At 62.7% G+C, this 23,954-nt stretch carries 19 protein-coding genes; 14 read left to right on the forward strand and 5 right to left on the reverse strand.

Going from position 1 to position 23,954, the window contains the following annotated elements:
• Positions 1–382: 382 nt before the first annotated feature.
• Positions 383–1,312 (forward strand): helix-turn-helix domain-containing protein, encoded by a 930-nt coding sequence (locus tag J3P85_RS12645; RefSeq protein ID WP_434706057.1) that lies wholly within the window; start codon positions 383–385, stop codon positions 1,310–1,312.
• Positions 1,296–1,931 (forward strand): hypothetical protein, encoded by a 636-nt coding sequence (locus J3P85_RS12650; protein WP_434706058.1) that lies wholly within the window; start codon positions 1,296–1,298, stop codon positions 1,929–1,931. The genes J3P85_RS12645 and J3P85_RS12650 overlap by 17 nt, the downstream gene beginning before the upstream one ends.
• Before the next feature lie 544 nt (positions 1,932–2,475).
• On the opposite strand, the gene J3P85_RS12655 is transcribed toward J3P85_RS12650, so the two are convergent.
• Complete coding sequence (locus J3P85_RS12655; RefSeq protein ID WP_434706059.1) at positions 2,476–4,248, reverse strand: sigma 54-interacting transcriptional regulator; 1,773 nt, start codon at positions 4,246–4,248, stop codon at positions 2,476–2,478.
• A gap of 72 nt (positions 4,249–4,320) precedes the next feature.
• Between J3P85_RS12655 and J3P85_RS12660 the strand changes: the two genes are divergently transcribed.
• The 7 genes from J3P85_RS12660 to J3P85_RS12690 all read left to right on the forward strand — a co-directional run bounded on the left by J3P85_RS12660 (position 4,321) and on the right by J3P85_RS12690 (position 13,606).
• Complete coding sequence (locus J3P85_RS12660; RefSeq protein ID WP_434706060.1) at positions 4,321–4,533, forward strand: hypothetical protein; 213 nt, start codon at positions 4,321–4,323, stop codon at positions 4,531–4,533.
• Complete coding sequence (locus tag J3P85_RS12665) at positions 4,534–6,006, forward strand: benzaldehyde dehydrogenase (protein ID WP_207966582.1); 1,473 nt, start codon at positions 4,534–4,536, stop codon at positions 6,004–6,006. It begins immediately after the preceding gene.
• 68 nt (positions 6,007–6,074) lie between these two features.
• Complete coding sequence (locus tag J3P85_RS12670; protein ID WP_434706061.1) at positions 6,075–6,842, forward strand: coniferyl-alcohol dehydrogenase; 768 nt, start codon at positions 6,075–6,077, stop codon at positions 6,840–6,842.
• A gap of 91 nt (positions 6,843–6,933) precedes the next feature.
• Complete coding sequence (locus tag J3P85_RS12675) at positions 6,934–8,583, forward strand: DUF1302 domain-containing protein (protein WP_434706062.1); 1,650 nt, start codon at positions 6,934–6,936, stop codon at positions 8,581–8,583.
• Positions 8,584–8,598: 15 nt separating this feature from the next.
• A complete protein-coding gene (locus tag J3P85_RS12680; RefSeq protein WP_434706063.1) occupies positions 8,599–9,960 on the forward strand; it encodes a DUF1329 domain-containing protein in 1,362 nt (453 codons plus the stop codon).
• 69 nt (positions 9,961–10,029) lie between these two features.
• On the forward strand, positions 10,030–11,133 hold the full coding sequence (locus J3P85_RS12685; protein WP_434706064.1) for a WD40/YVTN/BNR-like repeat-containing protein: 1,104 nt from the start codon (positions 10,030–10,032) through the stop codon (positions 11,131–11,133).
• A gap of 52 nt (positions 11,134–11,185) precedes the next feature.
• Complete coding sequence (locus J3P85_RS12690) at positions 11,186–13,606, forward strand: efflux RND transporter permease subunit (RefSeq protein WP_434706065.1); 2,421 nt, start codon at positions 11,186–11,188, stop codon at positions 13,604–13,606.
• A gap of 410 nt (positions 13,607–14,016) precedes the next feature.
• Here the strand turns inward: J3P85_RS12690 and mhpT are convergent, their stop codons facing one another.
• Positions 14,017–15,243: a 3-(3-hydroxy-phenyl)propionate transporter MhpT gene (mhpT, locus tag J3P85_RS12695; protein WP_434706066.1), complete on the reverse strand. Its 1,227-nt coding sequence runs from the start codon at positions 15,241–15,243 to the stop codon at positions 14,017–14,019.
• A gap of 313 nt (positions 15,244–15,556) precedes the next feature.
• Here mhpT and J3P85_RS12700 point away from each other — a divergent pair, with 313 nt between their 5' ends.
• A complete protein-coding gene (locus J3P85_RS12700) occupies positions 15,557–16,864 on the forward strand; it encodes an OprD family porin (protein ID WP_434706067.1) in 1,308 nt (435 codons plus the stop codon).
• A gap of 174 nt (positions 16,865–17,038) precedes the next feature.
• Here the strand turns inward: J3P85_RS12700 and J3P85_RS12705 are convergent, their stop codons facing one another.
• Positions 17,039–17,524, reverse strand: coding sequence for a MarR family winged helix-turn-helix transcriptional regulator (locus J3P85_RS12705; protein WP_434570673.1), 486 nt, complete (start codon positions 17,522–17,524; stop codon positions 17,039–17,041).
• A gap of 213 nt (positions 17,525–17,737) precedes the next feature.
• Here J3P85_RS12705 and J3P85_RS12710 point away from each other — a divergent pair, with 213 nt between their 5' ends.
• The 3 genes from J3P85_RS12710 to J3P85_RS12720 all read left to right on the forward strand — a co-directional run bounded on the left by J3P85_RS12710 (position 17,738) and on the right by J3P85_RS12720 (position 22,145).
• Positions 17,738–18,568: a p-hydroxycinnamoyl CoA hydratase/lyase gene (locus J3P85_RS12710; RefSeq protein ID WP_003202420.1), complete on the forward strand. Its 831-nt coding sequence runs from the start codon at positions 17,738–17,740 to the stop codon at positions 18,566–18,568.
• 109 nt (positions 18,569–18,677) lie between these two features.
• Positions 18,678–20,126, forward strand: coding sequence for an aldehyde dehydrogenase (locus J3P85_RS12715; RefSeq protein WP_434706068.1), 1,449 nt, complete (start codon positions 18,678–18,680; stop codon positions 20,124–20,126).
• Positions 20,127–20,267: 141 nt separating this feature from the next.
• Positions 20,268–22,145 (forward strand): feruloyl-CoA synthase, encoded by a 1,878-nt coding sequence (locus tag J3P85_RS12720; protein WP_434706069.1) that lies wholly within the window; start codon positions 20,268–20,270, stop codon positions 22,143–22,145.
• A 146-nt stretch (positions 22,146–22,291) separates the two neighbouring features.
• Here the strand turns inward: J3P85_RS12720 and J3P85_RS12725 are convergent, their stop codons facing one another.
• The gene (locus J3P85_RS12725) at positions 22,292–22,609 is read right to left on the reverse strand and encodes a DUF883 family protein (protein WP_186707644.1); all 318 of its coding nucleotides are present in this window, start codon (positions 22,607–22,609) and stop codon (positions 22,292–22,294) included.
• 160 nt (positions 22,610–22,769) lie between these two features.
• Between J3P85_RS12725 and J3P85_RS12730 the strand changes: the two genes are divergently transcribed.
• The gene (locus tag J3P85_RS12730; RefSeq protein ID WP_003181187.1) at positions 22,770–23,024 is read left to right on the forward strand and encodes a hypothetical protein; all 255 of its coding nucleotides are present in this window, start codon (positions 22,770–22,772) and stop codon (positions 23,022–23,024) included.
• Between the two features lie 3 nt (positions 23,025–23,027).
• Here J3P85_RS12730 and J3P85_RS12735 read toward each other — a convergent pair whose 3' ends face one another.
• Positions 23,028–23,927 carry a LysR substrate-binding domain-containing protein gene (locus tag J3P85_RS12735; protein ID WP_434706070.1) on the reverse strand — a complete coding sequence of 300 codons (900 nt, stop codon included), beginning with the start codon at positions 23,925–23,927 and terminating at the stop codon, positions 23,028–23,030.
• Between the last annotated feature and the right edge of the window lie 27 nt (positions 23,928–23,954).

Genomic DNA, 23,954 nt, shown 5'->3' on the forward strand with positions numbered 1-23,954 from the left:
AGGCGGTGCACACAGCCCTTGTGGCGAGGGAGCTTGCTCCCGCTCGGCTGCGAAGCAGTCGTAAACCGGCGGGTGCGGTGTGTCTGATACGCCGCACTTGGCAGGTTTTGGGGCCGCTTCGCGGCCCAGCGGGAGCAAGCTCCCTCGCCACGGGTTTGCCGATTGCCTTAAGTGAACAGCATTGCGGTCATGGGTAAGCCGATTACAGCAGCGCCCGTGGAGGAGGACAAACGCGGGGAGAATCGTGGGCTGATATTTTTTTAACGTCGCTGAACGTGACACGCGCGGGTTAAAAAAGTACCAGCGGACGGTCAGGCCGAGGCTGGCTAAGCGCTGCGCACTCGGCGTAAGGTGCCCGCTATAACGCTAAAAGAGGCGCGACATGCCTGATCACCGAACGCCCCTGTTCGAGCAGCGACCGGCCGAACTGGAAGTCATCCTGCCCGAGCCCGAACACAGTTTTCGCTGGTACGAGCACGATTACCCGTACCCGCTGGCGCGCTGGAACCATCACCCTGAATTCGAGATCCACCTGATTCGCCAGGGCAGCGGCAAACTGTTGGCGGGCGACTACATCGGCCCGTTTGGCCCCGGTCATGTGGCGATGATCGGGCCGGATTTGCCCCACGACTGGATGGGCGACCTGGCACCGGGGGAATACTTGACCGGACGTGACGTAGTGTTGCAATTCGACGGCGCCACGCTGCTGACCATACGCCGCACCCTGCCTGAACTGGGGGATCTGCAGGGGCTGTTCGAACGGGCTCGCCGTGGCCTGGTCTTCGCAGGTGACACCGCACTGAGGGCTGCGCACCTGCTGGAAACCATCGGCCCGGCCCAGGGGCTGGCGCGATTGACGCTGTTCCTGGAGTTGCTCCACACCCTCAACCAGGCTCCCGGTGACGAGGCCCTGAGCCTGGCGAGCCCATGCTACGCGCCGACCCTCGACGCCCGCAGTTCCGAGCGTATCCACAAAGCCTTCGAGTACCTGCAAGCCGAACTCACCGGCGACCTGAGACTGTCGGTGATCGCCCGCCAATTGGACATGAGCGAGCCAGGCTTCTCGCGATTCTTCAAGCGCATCACCGGGCACGGTTTCATCGACCTGATGCGCAAGTTGCGAGTTCAGCGCGCCTGCCGCTTGCTGTTGCAAAGCGAAATGCCGGTGACCGACATCTGTTTTGAAGTGGGCTATAACAATCTGTCCAACTTCAACCGGCATTTCCGCATCGAAATGAACCAGACCCCCAGCGAGTATCGGCGGGGCGCTTTTCCCTTGTCTGACGGAGACGGTCATGTTGAACGTCGTTGAACAGCCAACCAGCGCATCGTTGCGCCAACGAATGGAGAGGGCCGGTTGCGCCTTCGAATTCCTGGTGCTTGCGCCTGAGGCGAATGAGGCGGTTGACGAGGCGCTCCATCGCCAGGCCGTGGATCTGTTGTTCCAGCAGATCAAGGCCCAATGGCTGGAGCGTCACCGCCAACTGACCCTCGATCCGCGCTATGCCGAGGTTGCGTCGCCCATCATGAGTTGGGATCTGGACAAGGCTGTCGCCAAGCCGCTGACCCGCGAAGAGGTGACCCGACTCATGCGCACCGACGTGGGCGAACACAATCAGCAGCCCTACGCCTTGTACGCGGACTTCTGCGAACCGCCCTATGGCACCCGTTTCAGCGACGACACGCCGCAAGCGCTGTTCAAGGCATGGCTCGATTTGCTCGGGCTCGAAGAAGGGGAGGATGTCGTGGTGTTGAACTGGGTCGACAACTTCAACGTCAACTGGACCGCCAGCGACGAAGCCGATCCGGCACGGGAGCCCTGGAGCGATTATTTCGACGATGGCCTGGAGTGGTGGGGTGTATGGTGCCTGAGCATCTGGAACCCCAAGCGCCGCACGCTTGCCGTGTTGGCTGCAAGTACGACGGATTGATCGGCCTGAACACAGACCTTAAAACCACCCGGGAACCCCTGTGGGAGCGAGCCTGCTCGCGATGGCGTCAGCCCAGCCCCCATCAACGCCAACTGACCCACCGCCATCGCGAGCAAGCTCGCTCCCACAAGAAGATTTTGGGTGGATACAGATCGCGCGGCCACCCAGAAACCAGTGTGGGAGCGAGCTTGCTCGCGAAGGCGTCAGCCCAGCCCACATCAACGCCAACTGACCCACCGCCATCGCGAGCAAGCTCGCTCCCACAGGAGATTTGGGGCGGATACAGATCGTGCGGCCACCCAGAAACCAGTGTGGGAGCGAGCCTGCTCGCGAAGGCGTCAGCCCAGCCCACATCGACGCCAACTGACCCACCGCCATCGCGAGCAAGCTCGCTCCCACAGGAGATTTGAGGCGGATACAGATCGTGCGGCCACCCAGAAACCAGTGTGGGAGCGAGCTTGCTCGCGAAGGCGTCAGCACATTCGACATACATGCAAGCTGGCCCACCGCTTTCGCGAGCAAGCCCCCCACATTAGTTCGGTGTTTAGTCTTGGACACCTTTCTGATGCTTCTTCAACCGATAGGCGAATTGCGCCCGGCTCAGCCCCAGCGAGCGCGCGGCTGCCGCCAGGTTGCCGCTGCTCAGTTGCAGGGCTTCGTTGATCAGCCGCGATTCCAGCCCGTCAATGGAGAAATCCGCGTCCAGTTGGCTGAGTGACTGGAGCAGCGCCGGTTTTTCTGCCACGTCGTTGCCGACCAGGCCCATGGTCGAGAGGCCGCCGAGGTGGTCCACGGAGTACGCATCCACCGGCAATTGCTCATTGCGAAACAAGTGGACCAGATCGATCGCCTGGCCCTCTTCGCTGGCGATCAGGCCGCGTTCGATGAGGTTCTGCAATTCCCGCACGTTGCCCGGAAAGTCATAACGCAACAGCACCTTCAAGGCGCGCATGGTCAGCCCCATCGGCGTGCGGCCGTATTCCTGGCAGAAGCGCTTGAGGAAGGCATTGATCAGCAACGGTATGTCGTCGCGACGCTCGCGCAGGGGCGGCAGGGCGATGGGGTAGACGTTGAGCCGGTAGAACAGGTCTTCACGGAACGCGCCGTCCGCCACGGCCTTGCGCAGGTCGATGTTGGTGGCCGCCACGACTCGCACATCGACCTTGATGCCATGGCCGCCGCCAACCCGTTCGATCTCCCGCTCCTGCAAGGCACGCAGCAGCTTGCTTTGCCCGGCCAGGCTCAGGCAGGTGATCTCGTCCAAAAACAACGTACCGCCATGGGCGCGTTCGAAACGCCCGGGGCGTGAATGGGTGGCGCCGGTGTAGGCACCGCGCTCGACGCCGAACAGTTCGGCCTCGATCAGGTTGTCGGGGATGGCCGCGCAGTTGAGGGCGATAAACGGACCGTCACGGCGGCGACTCAGTTGGTGCAACTGGCGGGCGAACATCTCCTTGCCGACGCCGGACTCGCCGCTGACCAGCACGGTGGCGGGGGTCAAGGCCACCCGCTGCAAGGCCTGGGTTGCGGCGTTGAAGGCGGCGCTGGCACCGATCAGTGGCTGTTCGCTGTCCGGCAGCGGGGCGGTTCCGGCGACATTGTCGGACTGAGTATCGGCGCGCGGAACGACCGTCGTCGGTGAAGCATTGAGGTAGTTCAGGTCCTGCTCGATGTCACCCCATTGCTCGGCGGTCTTGCCGACGACTCGGCAGCGTTCATGGCCCATGCCCCGGCATTCCACTTCGCGAAATACCACCAGTTGGCCGAACAGCCCGCTGACGAAGCCGATGGCGTAGCCCAGTTCGGTCCAGCACACCGGGTCCTGCCCGATGCCATAGGCGGCGACATGCTCATCGGCCTCGCAGGAGTGATGCCAGAGAAATTCCCCTTCATAGAATCCCGAGTCGGCGTCGAACTTGAAATGCAGCGGCTCAACCTTGGTCATGCCTTCGAGGGTATGCAGATGCGTGCCGGCGCGAAACACCGCCGCGGCATCGGCGTGGGGCCAGCGTTCACGAATCAGCCGGGCGTCGCGGGCGCCGGAGGAATAGCCGGTGCGGGTGAGCATGCCGCGGGCCTGCTCCAGCCCCTGGCGCTCGATGATTTCCCGGCGCAACGCACCGAAGGAGGAACTGTGCAGCAGCAACATGCGCTGGTCGTTGAGCCAGATACGGCCATCATCGGGGGAGAAAAACAGGCACGCGGTGAGCTCTGCCGTAGTGGGCGAACTGCTGTCGCTCAGCTCTTTGCTGTCGCCCCGTGGATGGAAATGCTCGGTGGCGATCCGATCCGGCAACTGGCAGTGGGGATTATTCATTGTTATGCCCCTGATGGTGCAGTGATCGAAATGATCACCTGGCAAGATAGTTATTAAGCATAACTTTATCAAATGAACAAGCGACAGCTGGCCAACGGCCAGGTCGGCGGCGGCTCCCGACCCGTCGTGTCCGGCGAAGAACCCCGGACCAGAGCCCTGCGCCAGGTTTATCAAAGCCTGCGGGCAAAACCGGCACAGCGCTTGCTCAAGCACTTGCACGGCGTTTGCGTCGACACCGTCCAGGTGCGGCAAACGATGACAACAACAAAGAGCCGGGAGTGTTAAATGTCTGCATCCAAGAGCCACCTGTTGTCTCAGGTGATCGAGTCGGAATGTGTCTTCAACGGTGACTGGGTGCCTGCCTCGGGCCCGCTGCAAACGATCATCGAACCGGCCACCGGTGAGCGGCTGATGCGCTGTGCCACGGCCGACACCGCCGACATCGCCAAGGCCAGTCGCGACGCAGCACTCGCTCAGCCGGCATGGGCGGCCCTGGGCCCGCGGCAACGGGCGGCGATCTTCCGCAAGGCCGCCGACGTGGCCGAGCAGTCCTTCGACGAACTGGCGTTGTACGTGGCCCGGGAAACCGGCGCTGCACTGTTCAAGGGGCAGCACGAGGTACGCGAAGCCATCGTGCTGTTGCACCAGGCCGCCGGCCTGTTGTCCCAGGCCCATGGGGTGGTCTTGCCCAGCGAGGCGGGGCGCCTGTCCTATGCGCGGCGCCAGCCCCACGGCGTGGTCGGGGTAATTTCACCCTTCAACTTTCCCTTGGTGCTGTCCATGCGCTCTGTCGCGCCGGCCCTGGCGGCGGGCAACGCGGTGGTGCTCAAGCCGGATCCGCAGACGCCGGTGAGCGGCGGTTTCCTCATCGCCTGCTTGTTCGAGGCAGCAGGCCTGCCCAAGGGCTTGCTGCAAGTGTTGCCCGGCGCGGCGGATGCCGGTGAGGCGCTGTGCCGCGACCCTAACGTGCGCATGATCGCCTTCACCGGTTCCACCGGCGCCGGGCGCAAGGTGGCTGAAGTGGCCGGGCGCAACCTGAAGAAGGTCGCCCTGGAGTTGGGTGGCAAGAACCCCCTGATCATTCTCGAAGACGCCGACCTCGACCTCGCGGCCCGGAACGCGGCCTGGGGCGCCTGGCTGCACCAAGGGCAGATTTGCATGGCCACCGGCTTGATCCTCGCCCATGAATCCATCGCCGCCGAGCTGACCCGCAAACTGGTGGAAAAGGCCCAGGCCATGACGACTGGCAACGCTGCCCGGGAAGAAGCCGCGATGGGGCCGCTGATCAATCAGCGGCAGTTGCAACGGGTCCACGACATCGTCAGCGACACCGTGCTTGCCGGGGCTCGGCTGGAAGCGGGCGGCGACCACGATCGGCTGTTCTACGAGGCCACTGTGCTCAGCGGCGTGAAGCCGGGCATGCGTGCTTTCGACGAAGAGATCTTCGGGCCCGTGGCCACGGTGGTCAGCTTCGCCACCGACGACGAAGCCATCGAGTTGGCCAATCGCACCGAGTACGGCTTGGCCGCCGCGATCATTTCACCGTCGGTGGGCCGGGCCATGGCCATCGGTGAGCGGTTGCAGTGCGGCATGTTGCACATCAATGACCAGACCGTCGCCGATGAGTGCGTCAACCCGTTCGGCGGACGCGGCGCCTCGGGCAATGGCGGCAGTGTCGGCGGCCCGGCGGACTGGGACGAATACACCCAATGGCAGTGGGTCACGGTCAAGGACACGGCGCCGGTGTACCCGTTCTGACCGGCCGTTTTTACCGGGCCCGATGAGCTGGGCCCGGCGAGTACACAACAATAAGAAGAGGACTCAACATGAAACTCGACAACAAGATTGTGCTGGTGACGGGTGTCTCGTCGGGTATCGGTGCTGCCACGGCGAGCTTGCTGCGTGCCCACGGCGCCCAGGTGATCGGCGTGGATCTCAAGGCACCGCACATGACCCTGGACGGTTTTGTACAGGGTGACTTGAGCAGCGCCGAGAACATCGACCGTTTGCTGCCACAGCTGCCCGCACGGCTCGACAGCCTATGCAACATTGCCGGTGTGCCGGGCACCGCCAATCCGCGACTGCTGGCGCGGGTCAACTACCTTGGGCTGCGCCACCTGAGCCGTGCGCTGCTGCCGCGCATCAGCGCGGGCGGCAGCATCGTCAATATCGCCTCGATCCTTGGCGCCGAATGGCCGCTACGCCTGGAACAGCACAAGGCGCTGGCGCGCATCGAGGATTTCGCCGCCGCGCAAGCCTGGCTGGCCGACCACCCGGTGCCGGAACAGACCTGCTACCAGTACTTCAAGGAAGCCTTGATCGTCTGGAACTACCTGCAGGCCCAGCCCTGGTTCCTTGAGCATTCGGTGCGCATGAACAGTGTCGCCCCAGGCCCGGTGTTCACGCCCATCCTTGATGACTTCGTGAGCATGCTCGGCGAGGCGCGGACCCAGGCCGATGCCCACCGCATGAAACGTCCCGCCTACGCCGATGAGGTGGCGGCGGTGATCGCGTTCCTGTGTGCCGACGAGTCGCGCTGGATCAACGGCGTGAACCTGCCGGTCGATGGGGGATTGGCCTCCACCTACATCTGAAATGCGCACCTGTGGAAAGCGGCGCAAGCCGCGACCTGAGCGTGTTGGCTGCCAAAGCCATGCCCAACAATAACAATAATGAGAAGCGTCCATGGATAACGTCAAAGAGAGCTTTCGTTTCAAGCATTGCGCGCTGTTCCTGGCGTTATGCAGCACCGGTGTGATGGTCGATCGGGTCGAAGCCATGCAAATGGACCTGGGTGACTCCGACTGGAAACTGCGCTGGGACAACACCATCAAGTACAGCCAGGCCTGGCGTCTGCAAGGGCAGGACAGCCGCTTGGTCAACGCGCCGACCGCCAACGGCCTGTACCCCTCGATCCAGAGCCAGGGTGACAAGAACTTCAGCCGCGGCCTGGTCTCCAACCGCTTGGACCTGTTCTCCGAAATGGACCTCAGCCGGCAAAACTATGGCCTGCGGGTGAGCGGCGCGGCCTGGTACGACGATATCTACAACCAGGACACCGACAGCAGCGAGCAACCGCATTTCCTCAGCGAAACCCGCGAGCTCCACGGTCGCGACGCGGAAATTCTCGATGCCTTCGTGTTCGTGCGCGGTGATCTGGGTGAAGACTCCCAGGGCGTGGCGCGCCTGGGCCGCCACAGCCTGATCTACGGCGAAAGCCTGTTCTACGGTGGTAACGGCATCGCCAATGCCCAGGGGCCGACCGACGTCGTCAAGTTGCTCAGCGTGCCGGGCACGCAGTTCAAGGAGATCCTGCGCCCGGTCAATCAGATCTCCGGGCAGTTGCAGATCAACCCGCAATTGTCCGTGGGCGCTTACTATCAGTTCGAGTGGGAGCGTTCCAACCTGCCCGGTGCCGGCAGTTACCTGAGCGACGTCGATGCCATCGGTTACGGCAGCGGTCCGCTGCGCGAAGTCTTTGGCAATGACACGGTGAATGGCGGCGACCTGAAACCGCGCAATTCAGGGCAGGGCGGCATGCAGATCCGCTTCAAGCCGAGCGGCACTGAGCTGGAGCTGGGTTTCTACGCGGCCCAGTATCACGATAAAGCGCCGATCGGGTTGTATGCCTACCTGGACGGTCCGGCGGCAGCGGCCACTGGCTTGCCCATCCTGGGCTCCTATCGTCAGGTCTACGCCGAAGACATCAAGACGGCCGGCGTCAGTTTCTCCACCGCCTATGGCCCGTTCAACTTTGCCGGTGAAACGTCGTTGCGCTGGAACGCGCCGCTGGTGAGCAACCTGCAAGTGGTGGCCCCCGGCGTGGAGGCCGATGGTGGCGACAATGAATTGTTCGCCAGGGGCAAGACCGCCCACGCCAACCTGTCGGCGATTTACCTGCTGTCGCCCAATGCGTTCTGGGACGGCGGCTCGGCCCTGGCCGAACTGGCTTGGAACCGCACCCTGAGCGTGACCAAGAACCCGGCCGCCCTGGATGCCAACACCACCCGCGATGCCACGGCGCTGCGCGTGCTGCTGGAGCCCGCGTACTTCCAGATCATCGACGGGATCGACCTGACGGTGCCGATCGGCATGGGGATCGTGCTCGATGGGCGCTCATCGGCCGTCAACAAATCCGGCTTCGGCAACACCCATTCCGGTGACTGGAGTGTCGGGCTCAAAGCCACCTACCTGCAACGCTGGGACGTTGGCCTCAATTACGTGAACTTCTTCGGCGCCCCGAAAGCCGGGCTGCGCGAGGACGGCAATTTCAGTTACGGACAGTCGTTGGCCGACCGCGACTTCGTCTCGCTCTACGTGAAAACCTCATTCTAATAAGGTGGATTCGCCATGCAGAACACAGCTTTCCTGAACACCTGCGTCCTGACCCTGGTCCTCGCCGGCATGGGGCTGGCGCAGGCGGCGGTATCGCCTGAACAGGCCGCCCGTTTGAAAACCGATCTGACCCCCCTGGGCGGCGAGCGTGCCGGCAACGCCGATGGCAGCATCCCGGCATGGCAGGGCGGTTACACCCAGGTCACGCCCGGCTATAAACCGGGCGACAAGCGTCCCGATCCATTCGCCAGCGAGAAACCGCTGTACTCGATCAAGGCCGCGAACATGGAGCAGTACGCCGGCGAATTGGCCGAAGGCACCCAGTTGCTGCTGAAAAAGTACCCGGACTACCGCCTGGACGTGTACCCGACCCATCGCTCGGCCGCCGCGCCGCAATGGGTCTATGACAACACCAGCAAGAACGCCACCCGCGCCACGCTGGACGTGGACAGTGAGAAGGTCTCCAGTGCGTACGGCGGCATCCCGTTCCCGATCCCGGAAAACGGTGCGCAGGTGCTATGGAATTATCGGTTGTCCTGGCAGGGCGGTGACACCATCAGCTCGCCTTTCGATACCTGGCTGATGACCGCCGGTGGCAAGAAAGTCCAGGCGACCCGGGCCCAATACACCTACCAGTTTCCCTACTACGTCGAAGGCGGCAGCCTGGAAAACTATTCGGGCAAGTACCTGCTGGGCAAGCTGTTCACCGAGTTGCCGTCATCCAAGGCCGGCGAAGGCTTGATGACCCATTGGGACCTGGACCCGGCCAATCGGGCGGCCTGGCAGTACCTGGTCGGTCAGCGTCGGGTTCGTCGGGCGCCGAACATTGCCTATGACACGCCGGACTTCGTGACCTCCGGCGTCGGCTTGTTCGACGAAGCATTCATGCTGTTCGGGCCGACCGATCGTTATGACCTCAAGCTGGTGGGCAAGAAAGAGCTGATCGTCGCCTACAACAATAACCGCGCCGCGCTGGCCAAGAGCGACGACCTGGTCAAGGCGAACTTCCTCAACCCCGATCTGGTGCGTTGGGAGAAGCATCGGGTCTGGGTGGTCGAGGCCACGCTCAAATCCGGCAAGCGCCATGTCGTGCCACGTCGCACTTACTACGTCGATGAGGACTCCTGGCAGATCCTGATGGCCGACGGATATGACGCCCAGGGCAAGCTCGGCCGGCAGATGTATTCGCTGACGCTGCTGGCACCGGACCTGCCGGCCCTGACCGCACAGGTCATGTGGGGCAGCTACAACCTCGACACGGGGGCCTACTTCCTCAACTCATCAAGCAACGACCTGACGGTTCAGTACCAGAAAGTCCCGAAGCCTTCGGCGTCCTATTTCACCCCGGATGCCATGGCCAACGAAAACATGCGTTGAACCGGTGGCGGTCGTGGCGAGGAGGGGGTTCGTCGCGGTCGCTTACGATTTTCCAGGCGGAATGACGATATGAACGTTGAAAAAATCTTTGCGCGCCGCGGTCCGTTATGGGGAGCTTGCGCCTTGCTCGGATGCCTGTTGGCGAGCGTGCCCTGGGTCGTACAGGCCACGACCCTGGCGGTGCTGCAGCAACCGGCACTGTCGACGGCCAAGGCCCCGCGCGCGGTCTTGCTCGGGCTGGGCCGGGCCGGCGAACGCCTGGTGGCAGTGGGCGAGCGCGGGATCGTGCTGCTCTCCGATGACGCTGGCGTGAGTTGGCGCCAGGCCAAGGTGCCGGTCAGCGTCAGCCTGACGGCAGTGCAGTTCGTCGATGCCGAGCAGGGCTGGGCGGTCGGTCATCTGGGCGTGGTGCTGCACACCCAGGACGGCGGCGAAACCTGGCAAAAGCAACTCGACGGCGAGCGTGCCATCGCCCTGGCGGTGCAAGTCGCTGAGCGCGATGCCAACCAACCTGGTGGTGCCAGCCACTTGGCGCAGGCACGGCACATGCTCGATGACGGGCCGGACAAGCCGTTTCTTGACCTGTACTTCAGCGACCGTCTGCACGGCTACGTCGTGGGCGCCTACAACCAGATCTACCGCACCGACGATGGCGGCCGAAGTTGGCAACCGTGGATGCAGCATGTGGACAATCCTCAGGGCTTGAACCTGTATGGCATCCGTGCCTTGGGCAAGGATTTGCTGCTGGTGGGGGAGCGCGGCCTTTTGTTGCGTTCGACCGATGCAGGGCAGTCATTCCAGGCCTTGAAGTCGCCTTATGAAGGCAGCTTTTTCGGCCTGCTCGGCACCCGCGATGGGGCCCTGATTGTCTATGGCTTGCGCGGCAACGCCTGGTGGTCCGATGACCGTGGCGGCAGTTGGCGACGTCTGGAAACCGGCATCGAGTCAACCTTGGCAAGCGCCCTCGAACTGCGCGACGGCGGCCTGCTGTTGGCCAGCCAGAGTGGCGAGCTTCTCTTCAGTCATGACCAGGGACGCAGCTTCGACAAACGTCAGAGTCGCAGTGGCGGGACCGTCGCTGCCGTGCAACAGGCGGTCGATGGCAGCCTGGCCAGCGTCGGCTTGAGCGGCGTGGCCGCTGACCAGGATCCGCGCGCCTCGGGTAAACCTTGAAACTTCACGGTGTAGCGCTATCGGGCCACGGCTCGTGCAACAGGAGTCAAACTTGAAAGACGACAGAACCCAAACCGTGATCGGCCGCCAGGAAGACTTCGACCGGGCGTCGGGCAACTTCGCCGAGCGGGCGATCTTCAACCATCGTCCGCTGGTGATCCTGCTGTGCCTGCTGGTGACCTTGGTGCTTGGTTGGCAAGCCACCCGCATCGGCATCAATGCCAGCTACGAGAAGACCATTCCCACCGGGCATCCCTATGTCGCCAATTTCCTCGAGAACCGCAGCGAGTTGAGCGGCCTGGGCAACTCGCTGCGCATTGCCGTGGAGGTCAAGCAGGGGAGTATTTTCACCAAGGATTACCTCGACACCCTGGCCAAGCTCAACGACGAGCTTTATCTGTTGCCGGGCGTCGACCGTCCCTACATGAAGTCGCTATGGACCCCGACCACGCGCTGGACCGCCGTGACCGAAGAAGGTCTGGACGGCGGCACGGTGATCCCCGACGACTACGACGGGTCGGCCGTCAGCATCGAGCAGGTGCGGACCAACGTGGGCCGCTCCGGGGAGGTCGGGCAATTGGTCGCGGGCAACTTCAAGTCCAGCGTGATCTTCGTGCCGTTGCTGGAAATCAATCCGCAGACGGGCAAGGCGCTGGATTACGGCGAATTCTCCCGGCAACTGGAGGCGCTGCGGGACAAGTATCAGACCGACGATCTGAGGATTCACATCACCGGCTTTACCAAAATCGTCGGCGACTTGATCGAAGGGATGACCCAAGTCCTGCTGTTCTTCGTGGTGGCGGTCCTGGTGACGGTGCTGGTGCTGTTCGGCTACACCCGTTGCGCGCGCAGCACCCTGGTGGTGGTGACGTGTTCACTGGCCGCGGTGCTTTGGCAACTGGGGCTGCTTGCCTTGCTCGGTTATGAGCTGGACCCGTACTCGGCACTGGTGCCATTCCTGGTCTTCGCCATTGGCATGAGCCATGGCGCGCAGAAGATGAACGGCATCATGCAGGACATCGGCCGTGGCACTCACCGGGTGGTCGCCGCGCGTTATACCTTCCGCCGGTTGTTCGCTGCCGGCATCACCGCGTTGCTCTGTGATGCGGTCGGTTTTGCGGTGTTGCTGCTGATCAACATCCGAGTGATCCAGGACCTGGCGATCACCGCCAGCCTCGGTGTGGCGGTGCTGATTTTCACCAACCTGATTCTGCTGCCGATCCTGCTCAGCTACATCGGCGTCAGCCCGGCAGCGGCGCAACGCAGCCTGAGTGCGGAAACCCATGAGCAACAGGCGCAGATCAAGCATCCGCTGTGGCGCGTGCTCGATCTGTTCACCCAACGGCGCTGGGCCATTGGCGCCATGCTGGTTGGCTTGCTGTTGGCCGCGTTTGGTTTTGCCGTGAGCCTGCACCTGAAAATCGGCGACCTGGACCCCGGCGCTCCGGAGCTGCGGGCCGACTCGCGCTACAACCGCGATGCGCTGTTCATGACGCAAAACTATGCGGCCAGCTCGGACATCTTCGTGGTCATGATCAAGACCCCGGAGGATCAGTGCACCCGTTACGCCAGCCTGTCCGCGGTAGACGCGCTGGCCTGGCAACTGGAGCAGTTGCCCGGCGTGGAGTCGACCACCTCGATGGCGGCACTGAGCAAGATCGCCACGGCCGGTTATAACGAAGGCAACTTCAAATGGTATGAACTGATCCCCAACGACGGCGCGCTGGGTGCCGTGCAAACCCGTGCACCGCGGGAGTTGTTCAACCAGGGGTGTTCGATGCTGTCGTTGTACGTCTACCTGGCCGACCACAAGGCAGACACCTTGAACCGGGTGGTGGAGGCCAGTGAGCAGTTCATTGCCGGGCATCAGATGCCGGAGGTCAAGTTCATGCTGGCGGCCGGCAGCGCGGGGATCGAAGCGGCGACCAATATCGTGGTGAAGAAGTCCATGCGCGAGATGCTGTTCTGGGTCTACGGTGCGGTCAGCCTGCTGTGTTTGCTGACCTTCCGCAGCTGGCGGGCGACCCTGTGCGCGATGCTGCCGCTGATGCTCACCTCGATCCTGTGCGAGGCGCTGATGGTGGGGCTGGGCATGGGGGTGAAAGTCGCGACATTGCCGGTCATTGCCTTGGGCGTTGGCATTGGCGTCGATTATGCGCTCTATGTGTTGAGCGTGATCCTGGCGCGGATGCGTGCTGGCGACACCTTGGCCCAGGCGTATTACCAGGCGCTGCTGTTTACCGGCAAGGTGGTGTTGCTGACGGGCATGACATTGGCGGTGGCGGTGTCGACCTGGGCGTTTTCACCGATCAAGTTTCAGGCTGACATGGGGGTGTTGCTGGCGTTTATGTTCCTGGTGAACATGCTTGGGGCCTTGATTCTGCTGCCGGCCTTGGCTTGGTTGCTGTTGCCGCAGAGGGTGTTTGTAAAAAAGCCTGTGCTTAGTCGGCGGGAGCGGTGGGTTAGGGGGTGATGTTTCTTTAGGGTGAATATCCGTTATTTGGGTAACGGCTACTTAGGGTTCCGCCCTTACGGCGGCTCACTTTTTTTCAAACGCCAAAAAAAGTAAGCAAAAAAGGCTTGCCCCACCACTCGGTGCCTCGCTTAGGCTCGGCATGCCCGAACGCAGGCATTGCTCCGTGGGCCCGCCGCGAAGGGCCATCCATGGCCCAGCGCGGCTATCCCGGCATCCATGCCGGGATGCCCACTGCGCAATACCTGCGTTCGGCCAGCGTGGTTAACGGGGCCTCAAGATCAAAAGCCAAGCCGAGGCGGCCTTAAAGCCGACCTGGCTCTTCCGCTCGTACACCCATCAGATCTGTGGGAGCAAAGCTTGCTCGCGATAGCGGTGATTCAGCCAAAATAACGGATACTCACATCCAGTCAGGAGTTCTCCGGCATCGGATTCCTAGCCCTCAACCCCGGCCCAGCCGAATAACGAATCACACTAAGAACAGCCAACGTCGCAACCACCAACCCAGGCGAAGTCGCCAGCAGTACAGCCGTGGTCCCGCCCCCGGCCGCCAGGATCTGCCCAGCGGCGAGAGGCCCGGCCACCGATCCCAGGCGCCCGATGGCCACCGCGGCACCCACCCCCGTCGCACGCACCGCCGTAGGATAGGAGGGCGGCGCCAACGCATAAAGAACCAACTGCGCAGCCATGACAAACAACCCGGCGGCAAACCCGGCGATGGCCATCGGCACGATACCAACGGACAACCCGACCCCGGCCAGGGCGCTCAGCAGACCAGCGTAGACAAACAGCACCACCTTGACCCCATTGCAACGGTCCAGCAACAGGCCGCCCAGCAGCGAGCCAAGGGCTCCGCCAATGTTGAAGAGCATCTGCACCAGGCCGGCCTGGGGTTTGCTGAAGCCCTGTTCCAGCAACAACGAAGGCAGCCAGTTGAGCAACATGTACATCACCGTCAGGGTGAAGAAGTAGCTCAGCCACAGCGCCAAGGTAGTACGACCGCGACCTTCGCCGAACAGCGCCTGGGCGGTGGAGCCGCGCGAGGAGCCGCTGTCACCCTGTGCCTGGCGAAAGGCGCTGGATTCGGGAAGCCACAGGAGCATCAACGGGACCACCAGCAAGGGTGCCAACCCACCGATAAAAAACGTCATCTGCCAGTGCTCGCCAAACAGCATGGCGACCACGGCGGCCAACGCACCACCCAACGGCACCCCCGCGTACATCACGCTGATGGCCGTGCCTCGGCGCTGCTCGCCCACGGCTTCGGCACACAGGGCAATGAGGTTGGGCAGGGCGGCCCCAAGACCCAGGCCGGTCATGAAGCGCACCAGCAACAGGCTGGAGAAATGTTCGACATAAGCGGTGCTGAGGGAAAACACGCCGAACAGCAAGACTGCGGCGATGAGGATTTTCTTGCGACCGATGCGATCAGCGATCCAGCCACCGAAGAAGGCTCCCGGCAACAACCCGATGATGCCGGCGCTGAACACCCAGCCCATCATTTTCGGGTCGAGGGCAAACGTCTGTCGCAACCCTGCGGCGGCGGTGCCGGCTGACTGCAGGTCGAAACCCTCGATCAACGCAACGATGAAACACAAGGCGATGGTCAGCGTCGCACGACGCGCCGGACGGTCCATGGCAAATCCTCTTATTGTTTTTGTGAGGGAACACCGGCTCGAAGGAAAACCGGTGGGTGCATTTAAGATTAACAAAGCTAACTAAAAAATGAAGGGTGCGGACAGGACGTCAACAATCGACCAGTTCATGATGAAAATCAGAGGGTTGGCAAGAAACTCCGAGCGAATTAGTCAATTAGTTAATTACATTAATGTTCGATTATCGGACATTCTGGATTGACGAAGCGCCCGTACCGTTTCCATTCTTTGTTCGCGCGGCCCCCCTCGCCAAGGTTGGGCCGATCAAAACAACAACAATAAATGGACACCAAACATGCCAAACCTTGCCCGGGATGCGCTGAAGGCGCGCCCTGTTTCATCGCTTGTCCCTCTGCTGGCCTGTCTCGGATTGAGCCTGGGTTCTCCGGTTTCGTGGGCGGAAGGCTTCGTCGACGACAGCCACGGCACCCTGACCTTGCGCAACTACTACATGGACCGCGACTACAAGGACGACGGCGCCAAGACCGCGGCCAGGGAATGGGCCCAAGGCGTGTTCATGAACGTCGAGTCGGGGTTTACCCCAGGCACGGTCGGGTTCGGCCTCGACGTGAGGGGATTGCTGGGCATCAAGCTCGACTCGTCGCCGGACCGAAGCGGTACTGAACTGCTGCCTGTGTCGAGCAGCGACAAGCGCGCGGCGGATGAGTATTCGCGCCTGGGCGTGACCGGCAAGCTGCGTTTCGCGCAAACCACAGTGAAGACCGGCGACGTGTCGATTTTCCTGCCGTTTGCCTTCGCCAGCCCGTCGCGGCTGTTGCCTCAGACCTTTCGCGGTACGACCCTCAGCTCCAAGGATTTCGACGGTTTGGTGTTGAACACGGGTTACATCGACCGCATCGCCCGGCGCGATTCCACCGATTACCAGCCCATGAGCATCGCCTCGCCCAATCGTCGTTTCAACGGTGCGGCGACTTCATCCCATATGGCCTATGTGGGCGGCGACTACCAGGTCAACAAAGACCTCAGCTTGCGGGCCTACCACGCCGAAGTCGCGGATCTGTACCAACAGAATACCCTGGCATTGCTGCACAACCTGCCATTGGGCGACGGTGTGCTAACCACCGACCTGCGCAGCTTTTTCAGTGATGAAGACGGCGCGGCCAAGGCAGGCAAGGTGGATAACCGCAACGTTTCGGCGCTGGTCGGTTATCGCCTGGGCGGGCATCGCGTCAGCCTGGGCTACATGCACGCCAGTGGCGATACGGCCACGCCGTATGTGTCCGGCACCGAGCTGATGGGCTTGAGTGAAATGACCATGAGTTCGGATTTCCTCAATGCCAAGGAACGCACCTGGCAGGCCATTCATGACTACGATTTCGCTGCCGTGGGCGTGCCGTGCCTGAGGAGCCGATTGCGTTATGTGCGTGGTGACCACATCGAGCTGGCGGCCCTCAATGCCGAGGATCGCAAGGAGCGCGAGTTCCAGATGGAGCTGGGGTATGTGGTCCAGAGCGGCCCACTGAAAAACGTCGGGCTGCTGGCGCGAAAATCGATCTACCGCAACGATTTCCCGGGTACGGCGGCGTTTCGCGATGAAAACCAGACCCGGTTCCTGGTGACGTACAGCGTGCCGATCTGGTGATGCATTGAGGTGCGACGCAGTGCTTTCGTGGCGAGGGAGCTTGCTCCCGCTGGGTTGCGCAGCGACCCTAAAACCGTCGACTCGGTCAGTCTGACGCACCGCATTGGCTAGCGTTGGGGCTGCTGCGCAACCCAGCGGGAGCAAGCTCCCTCGCCACAGGGGGAGCGCTGCGCCTTATTGGTAAACCTTCTTCAACAACCGCAGCAACTCCTCACGCTCAGCCGCTGAGAGGGCCGTGGTGGAATCAAGGTCGCTCTGGACGGCGATGTGCTTGAGTTCCTTGAGCAGGGTTTCGCCGGTCTTGCTCAGGAAAATGCCATAGGAGCGCTTGTCCGGTTTGCAGCGCACACGCACGGCCAGGGCGCGGCTTTCCAGCTTGTTCAGCAGTGGCACCACCTGCGGCGGTTCGATCGCCAGGGCCTTGGCCAGGTCGGCCTGCATCAGGCCGGGATTCTGGTCGATGATCGCCAGGGCCGAGAACTGGGCGGGGCGCAGGTCGTGGACGGCGAGCCGGCCGATCAGGTTCTGGAACAGTTTCAACTGGGCGCGACGCAGGGCATAGCCGATCAGGTCGTCCAGCGCGGAGTCCAGCGGTGCCTGCGCGTCGGTACCGGCGACCAGGGGCTCGGCGGGTTCGGCAAGCTTGGAAGACTTGGCCATCGAAGTGAGCTTCCTCAAGGTAAGTGATTAATAAGGCTATCCAGTTTGCCGAGGTTGCGGCGCGCTGGCTATGGGCTTGGGCACATTCAGTTTTTTAAATCTTCAACCCAGCCTCTGAAAAATACAGGTAAATCGATTAATAGTTAATTGACATAACTATTTTTCCGGTTTAGTTTTTGATCATCTTCAGCCAAGAACAAGAGAGCACGCATCATGAGCAATTACGAAGGTCGCTGGAAAACGGTCAAGGTCGATATCGAAGAGGGCATCGCTTGGGTCACCCTCAACCGCCCGGAAAAACGCAACGCCATGAGCCCGACCCTCAATCGCGAGATGATCGACGTGCTCGAGACCTTGGAGCAGGATCCCGCCGCCGGCGTTCTGGTGCTGACCGGCGCCGGTGATGCGTGGACTGCCGGCATGGACCTCAAGGAATACTTCCGCGAAGTGGATGCCGGGCCGGAGATCCTCCAGGAAAAGATCCGTCGCGAAGCGTCGCAGTGGCAGTGGAAACTGTTGCGCATGTACGCCAAGCCGACCATCGCCATGGTCAATGGCTGGTGCTTCGGTGGCGGTTTCAGCCCGCTGGTGGCGTGCGACCTGGCGATCTGCGCCGACGAAGCGACTTTCGGTCTCTCGGAAATCAACTGGGGCATCCCGCCGGGCAACCTGGTCAGCAAGGCCATGGCCGATACCGTGGGCCATCGCCAATCGCTGTACTACATCATGACCGGCAAGACCTTCGGCGGGCAGAAAGCCGCCGAGATGGGCTTGGTCAATGAAAGCGTGCCCCTGGCGCAGCTGCGCGAAGTCACCGTGGAACTGGCGCGCAACCTGCTGGAGAAAAACCCGGTGGTGCTGCGGGCCGCCAAACATGGCTTCAAGCGCTGCCGCGAACTGACCTGGGAGCAGAACGAGGATTACCTGTACGCCAAGCTCGACCAGTCGCGCCTGCTCGACACCGAGGGTGGCCGCGAGCAGGGCATGAAACAGTTCCTGGACGACAAGAGCATCAAGCCGGGCCTGCAAACCTATAAGCGCTGAGTCGACCGGCGAACGGTGGGCCGCATCCCGCTGTTCGCTGCGTCGCCCTGACGCTACTGTTACATCGCTGCAATGTGTTCCCGATAAAGACAATTAAAGAGGAATCACCATGCTGGACGTGCCCCTGTTGATTGGCGGCCAGTCGTGCCCGGCCCGCGATGGCCGGACCTTCGAACGCTGCAACCCGGTGACGGGTGAGGTGGTGTCTCGCGTGGCTGCCGCCACCCTGGAAGACGCCGATGCCGCCGTGGCCGCCGCCCAAGCGGCGTTTCCCGCCTGGGCCGCGCTGGCGCCCAACGAGCGCCGTACGCGTCTGTTGCGTGCGGCCGAGCAGTTGCAGGCCCGCAGTGGCGAGTTTATCGCCGCTGCCGGCGAGACCGGCGCCATGGCCAACTGGTACGGCTTCAATGTGCACCTGGCGGCGAACATGCTGCGCGAAGCCGCGTCCATGACCACCCAGATCAACGGCGAAATCATTCCTTCGGACGTGCCCGGCAGTTTCGCCATGGCCCTGCGTCAGCCTTGCGGCGTGGTGCTGGGCATCGCCCCCTGGAACGCCCCGGTGATTCTTGCGACCCGCGCCATCGCCATGCCCCTGGCCTGCGGTAATACCGTGGTACTCAAGGCTTCCGAGATCAGCCCGGCGGTGCACCGCTTGATTGGCCAGGTGCTCCAAGACGCCGGGCTGGGCGACGGCGTGGTCAACGTGATCTGCAATGCCCCGGCGGATGCGCCAGCCATTGTCGAACGGTTGATCGCCAACCCTGCGGTGCGTCGAGTGAACTTCACCGGCTCGACCCACGTCGGGCGCATCGTCGGCGAACTGTCGGCGCGCCATCTCAAGCCGGCGTTGCTGGAGCTCGGCGGCAAGGCGCCGCTGCTGGTGCTGGACGACGCTGACCTGGATGCAGCGGTGCAAGCGGCCGCCTTCGGGGCTTACTTCAACCAGGGCCAGATCTGCATGTCCACCGAGCGATTGATCGTCGATGCCCGCGTGGCGGATGCGTTCGTCGCCAAGTTGACCGCCAAGATCGCCACCTTGCGTGCCGGCGATCCGGCGGCTGGCGATTCGGTGTTGGGCTCGTTGGTCGATGCCAGTGCCGGCCAGCGCATCAAGGGGCTGATCGACGATGCCTTGGCCAAAGGCGCGACGCTGGTCAGCGGTGGGCAGTTGCAAGGCAGCATCCTGCAGCCGACCTTGCTCGACGGCGTCACCGCACACATGCGCCTGTACCGTGAAGAGTCCTTCGGGCCGGTGGCGGTGCTGTTGCGCGGTGACGGCGATGAAGAACTGCTGCGCCTGGCCAACGATTCCGAGTTTGGCCTGTCGGCCGCCATCTTCAGTCGCGACACCAGCCGTGCGCTGGCCTTGGCCCAGCGGGTCGAGTCGGGCATTTGCCACATCAACGGCCCGACCGTGCACGACGAGGCGCAGATGCCTTTTGGTGGGGTCAAGTCCAGCGGTTACGGCAGCTTTGGTGGCAAGGCGTCCATCGAGCATTTCACTCAGTTGCGTTGGGTGACCTTGCAGAACGGTTCGCGGCATTACCCGATCTGAAACCCGTCGCATCGCGGGCGGCCCGGCCATGAAGGCCGCCGCCCGGATGCAGGCCAGAATAATAATGACAAGGCTGCAGCCCTGTGTTGCCACGCTCCGCTCGCATTGCGACCCGAGTGTGCCTTGGTGGAGGAAATGTACGTGAGTTCCGAGTCCAGATCGTCCTCCCGACCCGAGGCCGGGCGTTATCGCCAGGTGTCGATTGGTCACCCTGCCGTCGAAGTCCGGGAAGAGCGTGGCATCTTGCACATGCGTTCCCTGGAGCCCCTGGCCCCCTTGCCGGCGCGTTTGCTCGAGCGCCTGGTGCACTGGGCCGAGGTGCGCCCACAGCAGACGTTTATCGCGGCCCGTGAAGCGGGTGGCGACTGGCGTCGAGTCAGCTATGCGCAGATGCTCGACAGCGTCCGGGCCATCGCCCAAGGCCTGCTGAGTTACGGATTGTCGGCGGAAAAACCCCTGGCGTTGCTCTCCGGCAACGACATCGAGCACCTGCAAATGGCCCTCGGCGCAATGTACGCCGGCATTCCCTATTGCCCGGTTTCACCGGCCTATTCATTGCTGTCCCAGGATTTCGCCAAGCTGCGCCACGTCTGCGATCTGTTGCAGCCGGGTCTGGTGTTTGTCAGCGAAGCCGCACCGTTCGAGCGGGCGATCAATGCCGTATTGCCGGCGGACGTCCCCTTGATCACCGTGCGTGGCGAGATGGCGGGCCGGCCTGGGACCCGTTTTGCCAGCCTGCTGGCCCAACCCGGCGGCATTGAAGCCGAGCAGGCGTTCGCCGCCACCGGGCCGGACAGCATTGCCAAGTTCCTGTTTACCTCGGGCTCCACCAAGCTGCCCAAGGCGGTGATCACCACCCAACGCATGCTGTGCGCCAATCAGCAGATGCTGCTTCAGACCTTTCCAGTGTTCGGCGAAACGCCGCCGGTGCTGGTGGACTGGCTGCCGTGGAACCACACATTTGGTGGCAGCCACAACCTCGGCATCGTGCTGTACAACGGCGGGACGTTCTACCTGGACGACGGTAAACCCACCGCCCAAGGCTTTGCCGAGACCCTGCGCAACCTCAAGGAAATTTCGCCGACGGCCTACCTGACCGTGCCCAAGGGCTGGGAGGAATTGGTCAGCGCCCTGGAGCAGGACGGTGAATTGCGCGAGCGTTTCTTCAAGCGCATCAGCCTGTTCTTCTTTGCCGCGGCGGGCCTGTCGCAAACGACCTGGGACCGGCTCGACAAGGTCGCCGAGCAGCATTGCGGCGAACGTATCCGCATGATGGCCGGCCTGGGCATGACCGAGGCGTCGCCGTCCTGCACCTTCACCACCGGGCCCTTGTCCATGGCCGGCTACATTGGTCTACCGGCGCCTGGTTGCGAAGTCCGGCTGGTGCCAGTGGACGGCAAGTTCGAAGGGCGCTTTCGCGGGCCGCATATCATGCCTGGCTACTGGCGCTCGCCGCAGCAGACCGCTGACGTGTTCGACGAAGACGGTTTTTATTGTTCCGGGGATGCGATCAAGCTGGCCGATGCCAGCAATCCGCAACTGGGGCTGATGTTCGATGGACGGATCGCCGAGGATTTCAAATTGTCCTCCGGGGTATTCGTCAGCGTCGGCCCGTTGCGCAACCGAGCGGTGCTGGAAGGCACGCCCTATGTCCAGGACCTGGTGATCACCGCACCGGATCGCGAGTGCCTGGGCGCACTGGTGTTTCCACGCCTTGCGGAATGCCGACGCCTGTCAGGCCTGGGTGCGGCGGCTAGCGATGCCCAGGTCCTTGGCAGCCCGCCGGTACGCCGATGGTTCGCCGACTGGCTGCAACGCCTGAACCGCGAAGCCAGTGGCAACGCCAGTCGCGTGGAATGGATTGCCTTGCTCGATGAGCCGGCCTCCATCGACCGCGGTGAAATCACCGACAAGGGCTCGATCAACCAGCGGGCGGTATTGCAGTGGCGGGCAGGGAAGGTCGAGGCGTTGTATCGCGGGGAGGATGCGTCGATCCTGCGGGCGGGGCCTGTGGCTTAACGCAAGAACTGCATACCCCCTGTGGGAGCGAGCTTGCTCGCGATAGCGGCGGCCCAGCAGCATTGATGTTGCCTGGCACACCGCCATCGCGAGCAAGCTCGCTCCCACAGTTGTTAACCACGCACAACTCCTGCTGAGGATGTGGTTTAACGCCGCCCCAACAGCAAGCCCACCACCAGCCCGAACCCAGCGGAAATCGCCACGGTCTGCCAGGGGTGGCCGCCGATATAGACCTCGGTGGCATCGACCATCGGACGGGTGCGCTCCCGGGCGCTGGCGACCGAATCGAGGGCCTGTTGCAGTTTCTGGGAGACCTGGCCCCGCAGGTTTTCGGCTTCTTCGCCCACCAGCGAGGCACTGCTTTTGAGCAGCTTCTCCGATTCTTCAATCAATGCCTTCAGTTCGCTGAAAGCCTGATCCTTGATTTGCTCTCCGTTCGTTTGCACGGTGCCTTTACGGGCCATGGAAATGCTCCTTGTGGATGATGGCATTGAACAATGGAGTGTCGCGCTTGTACAAAAGTTGCAGCGCGCGGCCCTGGCAAGGCATTCCATCGCAAATCGTGGTTAAGACGTTTCCCTGCAAGGTGTAAGATGGCGCCTATTTACGCAACAGGTAATTCCCATGAGCTTCAATCTGGCTGACAAGCCCTTGGCCGAGCGCGCTGCGCTGGAAGACGAAAAATCCCGACTCTTTGAACTGTGGCAAAACAATTTGGGCAAGGCCAAGGGCGATGCCGCCCGGCTGTTCGGCGAGCGCTCCAAGCGCAAGGGCAAGTGGGCCGAGTGGGTGCGTGCCGAGCTGGACGGCATGTCGCCGCCGGAATACGCCAACATGGTGCGCAGTGAAGTCAATCGCCTGATGGCCGCCAACAAGTAAGCCTCAGGCGAACGTCGCGGTAATGGCCTCGCGCACCTTGACCACCGCTGGGTCCATTTGCGTGTGGGTTCGCCAGCCCAGTTCGATGGGGTAGCGGGGCAAGGCCAGGGGGCAGGGCAGCAAGGCCAGGCCGCTGAGGTTGGCGATGGCCCGGGCGGCGTGGGTCGGAATCGTCGCCACGGCCTGGCTGCCCTTGAGCAGGAACGGCAACCCGGCAAAATGCGTGGTCGAGGCACAGACGCGCCGACTCAGGCCAAGCCCGGCCAGCCCTTCGTCGGTGATGCCGATGAAGCCCCCCGAAGACACCAGCAGATGCTCACGGGCCACGAACGCCTCCAGGCTGAGGGTTTGTTGGCCTTGGGCCAGGCTCGCCGCGTCCAGGAGACAGGCGTAGTCGCCTTCGCCCAACACCTGGCGGCTGAGCAACCGTTGGGCGAAACCGCCCGCCGTGATCGCCAGGTCAACGTCGCGCTCCATCAAGGCGCTGCCGACGATCTGGCTGTGGGTCTGGCGGAAAATCAAGCGCAGGCCCGGCGCGCGGCGGGCCACTTCCTCGATCAGGCGGCGTCCATGGGCAATCTCGAAATCGTCCGACAGGCCGACGATGACCGAACGACCGTCATAATGACTGGCGTCCGGGTCGATCATCGCCAGGCTCTGGCGACATTTGTCCAGGGCTTCGCTGATCACCGGTTTCAGTTGATTGGCCCGCAACGTCGGCGCCAACCCCCGTCCCGTACGCACGAACAATTGATCGCCATACACATCGCGAAGCCTGCGCAATGCAGCGCTGATGGCCGATTGCGTCACGCCCAGGCGCACGGCGGCGCGGCTGGCGCTGGACTCGTCATGCAGGGCTTCGAAGGTCTTGAGCAGGTTGAGGTCGATGTCGGCGATATTCATGAGGCTCATATCATTTAGCAGCATTCG

The sequence above is a fragment of the Pseudomonas sp. Z1-12 genome (assembly GCF_051132015.1).
Classification (GTDB): domain Bacteria; phylum Pseudomonadota; class Gammaproteobacteria; order Pseudomonadales; family Pseudomonadaceae; genus Aquipseudomonas; species Aquipseudomonas zanjanensis.

Bases quoted from the DNA above. Each gene is read 5' to 3' on its own strand.
- J3P85_RS12685 (WP_434706064.1), top strand. From the start codon at position 10,030: ATGAACGTTGAAAAAATCTTTGCGCGCCGCGGTCCGTTATGGGGAGCT.
- J3P85_RS12680 (WP_434706063.1), top strand. From the start codon at position 8,599: ATGCAGAACACAGCTTTCCTGAACACCTGCGTCCTGACCCTGGTCCTC.
- mhpT (WP_434706066.1), bottom strand. From the start codon at position 15,243: ATGGACCGTCCGGCGCGTCGTGCGACGCTGACCATCGCCTTGTGTTTC.
- J3P85_RS12675 (WP_434706062.1), top strand. From the start codon at position 6,934: ATGGATAACGTCAAAGAGAGCTTTCGTTTCAAGCATTGCGCGCTGTTC.
- J3P85_RS12710 (WP_003202420.1), top strand. From the start codon at position 17,738: ATGAGCAATTACGAAGGTCGCTGGAAAACGGTCAAGGTCGATATCGAA.
- J3P85_RS12700 (WP_434706067.1), top strand. From the start codon at position 15,557: ATGCCAAACCTTGCCCGGGATGCGCTGAAGGCGCGCCCTGTTTCATCG.
- J3P85_RS12645 (WP_434706057.1), top strand. From the start codon at position 383: ATGCCTGATCACCGAACGCCCCTGTTCGAGCAGCGACCGGCCGAACTG.
- J3P85_RS12660 (WP_434706060.1), top strand. From the start codon at position 4,321: ATGAACAAGCGACAGCTGGCCAACGGCCAGGTCGGCGGCGGCTCCCGA.
- J3P85_RS12725 (WP_186707644.1), bottom strand. From the start codon at position 22,609: ATGGCCCGTAAAGGCACCGTGCAAACGAACGGAGAGCAAATCAAGGAT.
- J3P85_RS12705 (WP_434570673.1), bottom strand. From the start codon at position 17,524: ATGGCCAAGTCTTCCAAGCTTGCCGAACCCGCCGAGCCCCTGGTCGCC.
- J3P85_RS12670 (WP_434706061.1), top strand. From the start codon at position 6,075: ATGAAACTCGACAACAAGATTGTGCTGGTGACGGGTGTCTCGTCGGGT.
- J3P85_RS12735 (WP_434706070.1), bottom strand. From the start codon at position 23,927: ATGAATATCGCCGACATCGACCTCAACCTGCTCAAGACCTTCGAAGCC.
- J3P85_RS12650 (WP_434706058.1), top strand. From the start codon at position 1,296: ATGTTGAACGTCGTTGAACAGCCAACCAGCGCATCGTTGCGCCAACGA.
- J3P85_RS12655 (WP_434706059.1), bottom strand. From the start codon at position 4,248: ATGAATAATCCCCACTGCCAGTTGCCGGATCGGATCGCCACCGAGCAT.
- J3P85_RS12715 (WP_434706068.1), top strand. From the start codon at position 18,678: ATGCTGGACGTGCCCCTGTTGATTGGCGGCCAGTCGTGCCCGGCCCGC.
- J3P85_RS12730 (WP_003181187.1), top strand. From the start codon at position 22,770: ATGAGCTTCAATCTGGCTGACAAGCCCTTGGCCGAGCGCGCTGCGCTG.
- J3P85_RS12665 (WP_207966582.1), top strand. From the start codon at position 4,534: ATGTCTGCATCCAAGAGCCACCTGTTGTCTCAGGTGATCGAGTCGGAA.